Origin of the sequence: Thermogutta sp. (assembly GCF_014359955.1) — a bacterium.
Lineage (GTDB): Bacteria > Planctomycetota > Planctomycetia > Pirellulales > Thermoguttaceae > Thermogutta.
Window position 1 is genome coordinate 1 of sequence record NZ_JACIYL010000354.1, and the last position, 4,310, is coordinate 4,310.

The 4,310-nt window shown below is 56.7% G+C and carries 4 protein-coding genes; 1 reads left to right on the top strand and 3 read right to left on the bottom strand.

Going from position 1 to position 4,310, the window contains the following annotated elements:
* Positions 1–10 precede the first annotated feature (10 nt).
* Positions 11–949: a bis-aminopropyl spermidine synthase family protein gene (locus H5U08_RS11205; protein ID WP_297033024.1), complete on the bottom strand. Its 939-nt coding sequence runs from the start codon at positions 947–949 to the stop codon at positions 11–13.
* 32 nt (positions 950–981) lie between these two features.
* Positions 982–1,317, bottom strand: a complete 336-nt coding sequence (gene speD, locus H5U08_RS11210; protein WP_297033026.1) for an adenosylmethionine decarboxylase — start codon at positions 1,315–1,317, stop codon at positions 982–984.
* Between the two features lie 866 nt (positions 1,318–2,183).
* Here speD and H5U08_RS11215 point away from each other — a divergent pair.
* Positions 2,184–2,879 carry a succinylglutamate desuccinylase/aspartoacylase family protein gene (locus H5U08_RS11215; protein ID WP_297033027.1) on the top strand — a complete coding sequence of 232 codons (696 nt, stop codon included), beginning with the start codon at positions 2,184–2,186 and terminating at the stop codon, positions 2,877–2,879.
* Positions 2,880–3,064: 185 nt separating this feature from the next.
* Here H5U08_RS11215 and H5U08_RS11220 read toward each other — a convergent pair.
* Positions 3,065–4,310, bottom strand: a 1,246-nt coding sequence (locus H5U08_RS11220; RefSeq protein WP_297033029.1) for a hypothetical protein, incomplete at its 5' end; no start/stop codon positions are given.

Genomic DNA, 4,310 nt, shown 5'->3' on the forward strand with positions numbered 1-4,310 from the left:
GCTCCGCAAGTTATTCCTCAAGCGTTACTATGTAAGGCCCCTTATAGAAAGAACGACCAAAGCGAATCTTGCCGCGCAGTGGCGGTCGCGGCGTTTTCACAGTGACAGCCCGACAAAAACTGCTCCGATACCACGAACACTGTTCTTCAGGATGGAGCGGAAAGGGTGCCTGACGGGCCAGACGTGTATCCTGCCAGATTTCTGGGTTGCTCAGCGAACGGTTTTCATAATGGCTGAAATCCCGCAGGATGTCGGTGAGAACCAGGCCCGCCTCGTTGATGAGCCGCTGGAATTCATGCCAGTATCTGGCAGGGCACTCCAATTCCGTCAGGCCGAAATAGACGCTGCCCGGGTGGTGAATGGCTGCCAGTCCCCGCGAGAGCCACGCCTTGAATCCCTGGCGAGTTTCTACGGGATCCATGACAAACACGTCAAAGGCCCTGCGCCATTCTCGGGGAAGGGGATCGGCCACGTTATAGACATGCACTTCCACGGGGAGATCATTTCGCTTGGCCTGGATCGCGATAAACTCCACCCAGCGAGGGTCGATCTCGCCCACAACGACGCGCCTGGGCAAACCTGTCAGGCCTGCAGCCAGTGAAAGAAGATCGTCATCCCCCAGGATAAGAAGGCTTCGGTCAAACAGGTCTCCCCGTTCCCAAAGAAACCGGACTCTCTTGACAATGTCGGCACTTACGATCGGCTCCTGAAAAAACTCCGTCGTTGGCCACGGGGCCTCCCCACGGAGCTTTTCGAACCGGCTCAGCACGGCGTCAAAATCCAGACGGCATGCCTGCTTGACCCGCCCGGGCAGGTCGGCGACCTGAACTCGCTCGTTCTTGAAGATGATCCAGCCCCGCTCATGAAGCGCGCGACATGCCCCGTAGATCTCCAGCACCGTGCCATCTACAGCGGCGAGGAGATCCCAAAGGGTAGAGGGCTGAGCCACAAGCCTCCGGAGAATCTGGAACTCCGTGCGTGTCAGCGCGTGATCACCCGTTTGTTCACCTGTTGCGGTTTGAAGTATTCGCATAACAAATCAAAGGCTTTGACGGCATTGCCTTCCTGGCCGCAGGTGAAAACATCGGCGACAACCAGCCCTTTTTCCGGCCAGGTGTGCACAGCAAAATGGGATTCTGCTAATAAAAGAACGCCTGTCACACCTTCCGGCTCAAACTGGTGAAACTGTTCTCCCACGGTGTGAAAGCGCGCTTGCTCCGCCACGGAGTACAAGATCGGCTGCACAGACTCCACGCGCCGAAGAAGCTCGGGTGGACAACCGTACAGTTCGCCCAGAACGTGGGTTCCCACTGCCATAGCCGGCCTCCCTATTTCAGGTGAAAAACCAACAAACCCGAAACGGGAATCCTCGTTGATCACATCGGGCTCAGCGATGCCCGATGCACCAGCTTCCCGCCCCAGACCCTTTCCGCAGCGGTGTGGACGGTAGCCGGTTGATGGCTAAGCCGGCCGAATGGCCGTTTGGGTCGGTTCCACACCGCGGTTTGCTTTGTGGTCTGGGGTCCTCCCAAACGAACCTGGGAACCAGGTTACAAGATGCGAGGCGATAAGTCACCTCAATGTTCTTCTCACTATTCTAAAATTTCTCGCCCGAGATTCAAGGTATGCCGCAACATACGGCCCCGTTATGATTTGTGTAGTTATCCTAAATCAACTATGGTCGCGGAGTTGCGAGATTTCTCGTGACGCAGGCTCATCTGCCTCGCAAAAGCTGCGTGAGATTCTCCCCGGTCTGCGTTGTCCCGGACACGTTCTTAAACAGCTGGCAGATCGGGCGGTTTCACGTTCCGGCCCCAATTTCCAGAAAGGTTTGCGTGCTCTCACCTCGGACGAATAATGGAACAGTGGCCGACTTGCGAACCGATCGAGCGTTCCGGAAGATACGCTCGTTGAGGCCCTGCGTATCGTCGGTTCTGCCGGCGGGCTGACGGCCGACCAGGAAGGGAAATTAATTTGCGACTGATTGAGCGGAAGAGATGTGCTCCATATTGGTTTTTCAGAGCCTGTCCATGCCGAACCGCACCCACCAGCACACCCATGCTGACGCGAAGCCGGCGATGGTTTCAGGAGTTACAGCACCGCCCCGCCGTCACCCGACTGTCCGATGCTGGCTGTGGAATTTCGCAATCGCCTCACTTGTCCAATGGTGCGCTTGCAGCGACGTGCTTGGTTCCAATGAGCAGAGCGGCGAAAAAGCACTTTTCCCGCAGCCGATCGTACGGATGGGAAGCGAAGCGGGACCAACGGTTTTGGTCGTGGCCGGGATTCACGGGAATGAACCCGCCGGAATCAGGGCCGCCCAAATTATTGCAGGTTGGAGCGTTCGGCGGGGAAAGCTCGTTGTTTGGTCGCCGGCCAACCCCGCAGCAGTTGCGAGGCATCAGCGAACCATTCCCGATGTGCCGCCGGAGGAGGGCGATCTCAACCGCAATTTTGTGGTCGAGGGCAGAGAATGTCGGCCCAGGGGCACGCTTGCCCGGCAACTTTGGCACCACGTCGAACAGATTCGTCCCGACTGGCTCGTCGATCTTCACGAGTCTGTCAAGTTTCACAAAGATCGCGGGGTGGGCAACACGCTCATCGTTTACCCCCGAGAGGAAACCGTTGCCGTGGCGAAAAAACTTCTGGCAAAAGTCAACCAGCAAATAACCGGGTCAGACGAAAAGTTCGTCCTCCTCCGCTGGCCAGCCCGAGGTTCGCTGGCACGTGCTGCCGGCGCCGTTCTTGGCTGTCAGAGTTTCATTCTGGAGTCGACGCGGCAGGATCCTATGGAAAAAAGAGTTGCTTATCACTGCGAATTCGTCCGTGCCCTGCTGGAAGAACTCCAAATGGAGCCTACCGCACGAACACCAAAATGAACCAGAAAAAATTGTCGTACTGCAAAAAAGATGAGCCTGCGGACTCGTTGACATTTTTTCTGGGAGCGGTAAATTACGTGGCGAATTCGGCGACGGGAATGAGGCGCAAGTTCGTGATTTGCAAACTGGTTCCTTCTTGTGTTCGAGAGTTGAGTTCAACGACAATAGGTGGAGGGGCCTCCCAGTCATTTGAACGCCCTCGTTCCTGTTGGGCTTGTTATTGCCTGGTCTACTTCCCACACCTCCCAGCCGGTGTCATCGGCAAACTTACGTGTCGCAGTCAAACCACTCGGTAACTGGGGCGGTGGCGCGGGAAAGGTGGGTGGCCGAAGCAAGAAACGCACGTCGTTTTCTTTGAGAAACCCGCAGGACTCCTCGCTGTAGGGTTCCTTTCGCCATGCCTTCGCCAGTCGCCACCAGCGCGCTGGAAACACTCCCGAATAACCATTAACAAGCCGACACCCGTGAATGGGCTGCCAGAGCATGACCCGCACTGTCCGCTCATATTCAATAAGTTGCCCCGGTTCGGGGAAATCAAGGACAAGGACAACCGAGCCCGCTCGGCCACGCTTTGCGAGATAGCGCGCCCAGCCCGGCGGATGCGAATAGTCCGGCGGGACAACGAGAAACGGAGCGCCGGGCAAAAGTTCAAGCAAGCACACAAGGCCCACTCCCGTGAAAATGCCGGCTGAAACTATTCCTTTACGTCCCCCGGGCAGAATCTTTTGTAAGTAGCTTCGCAGACCCATCAGGCCGAGGGCGCTCAGCAAAAGCATGGCGAGCTGACCGAGGTAGGCAAATCGGTAGGGACTTCTGACGGCGGCGAACGGGGGAACGATAGCGGCAAGCATATCCCACGTCGAAACCTGTCCCAGTCGTATTCGCGTACCCGTTGAGCCGAGAACTGAGACGATAACAACAGCTGCAAGGAATAAAACCACTCGGCGCGGGAATGTCGTTTGGGAACCTCTAAATAATGCGGTGACCGTTATGCCCACCGCCAAAAGGCTAATTATCCATCCCGGATTCAAACACCGGCCCCCAAACGCATAGGATTCGCCCAGATAGGAATCCAACCCGTGGGGAGGTGACGCCAACCATTCACAGGCGTCGGCAGAGAGCGACGTGACGACCTCGGGCGGACGGACAACAGCATGGCGGGAGAGGATGCGACTCATCGGCAATCCCACGGGCAGAATCAGAAGTGTCCCTAGGACAATGCCGCTTATCCAGACGCCTACTCCTTGACCTTTCTTGCACATGAAAAACCAGGGCACAATGAGCACAAGAATGATTGTGGCGAAAAGTCCCAACTGAATGCTTGTCGCAAATGTCAGTGCCCATGCCAGGCCAAGTTCTAGACTTTGCGGCCATCTCGGGCGGTCGAGCATTCGGAGGACGACATCCCATTGCCATAGCACCGGCCAGAGT